The sequence below is a fragment of the Gilvimarinus gilvus genome (genome assembly GCF_030518155.1).
Taxonomy (GTDB): domain Bacteria; phylum Pseudomonadota; class Gammaproteobacteria; order Pseudomonadales; family Cellvibrionaceae; genus Gilvimarinus; species Gilvimarinus gilvus.
In genome coordinates this window covers 1-328 of the sequence record NZ_JAULRU010000001.1, presented here as the reverse complement: position 1 = coordinate 328, position 328 = coordinate 1, and the positions used below count along the sequence as shown (strand labels likewise).

At 30.2% G+C, this 328-nt stretch carries 1 protein-coding gene; it reads right to left on the bottom strand.

Annotated elements, in window-relative coordinates; translation table 11 throughout:
* On the bottom strand, nucleotides 1–328 hold a 328-nt coding region (locus QWI17_RS00005; protein ID WP_302720460.1), incomplete at both ends, for a hypothetical protein.

The window sequence follows — 328 nt, the reverse complement described above, 5'->3', positions numbered from 1 at the left end:
CTTTTTTTCAATAGAATAATTATTGTTAGGAGAAAGAACTAATGCTGTTACTCCTTTAGAAGGAGAATAAGATAAAACAATTTTGTCTTGAGAATTATCTGAAGAATATCCTACATAAGTTTTGATGTTAGGATATTTTGCTTGTAATTCTGGAGATAATACCTGATTTTCAACAATAGTAAAAGTTTTTTGCGTTTTGTTCAAACCAGGGATGCTTACTTCGAAAGATTTCGATTTGTTTTGTAACGTACCTTGTAGTTGAGTTTCTAATCTTGATAGATTTACGGTTTTGATTTTGCTTGTAGGAAAACCTGCCGTTAAAACTTCA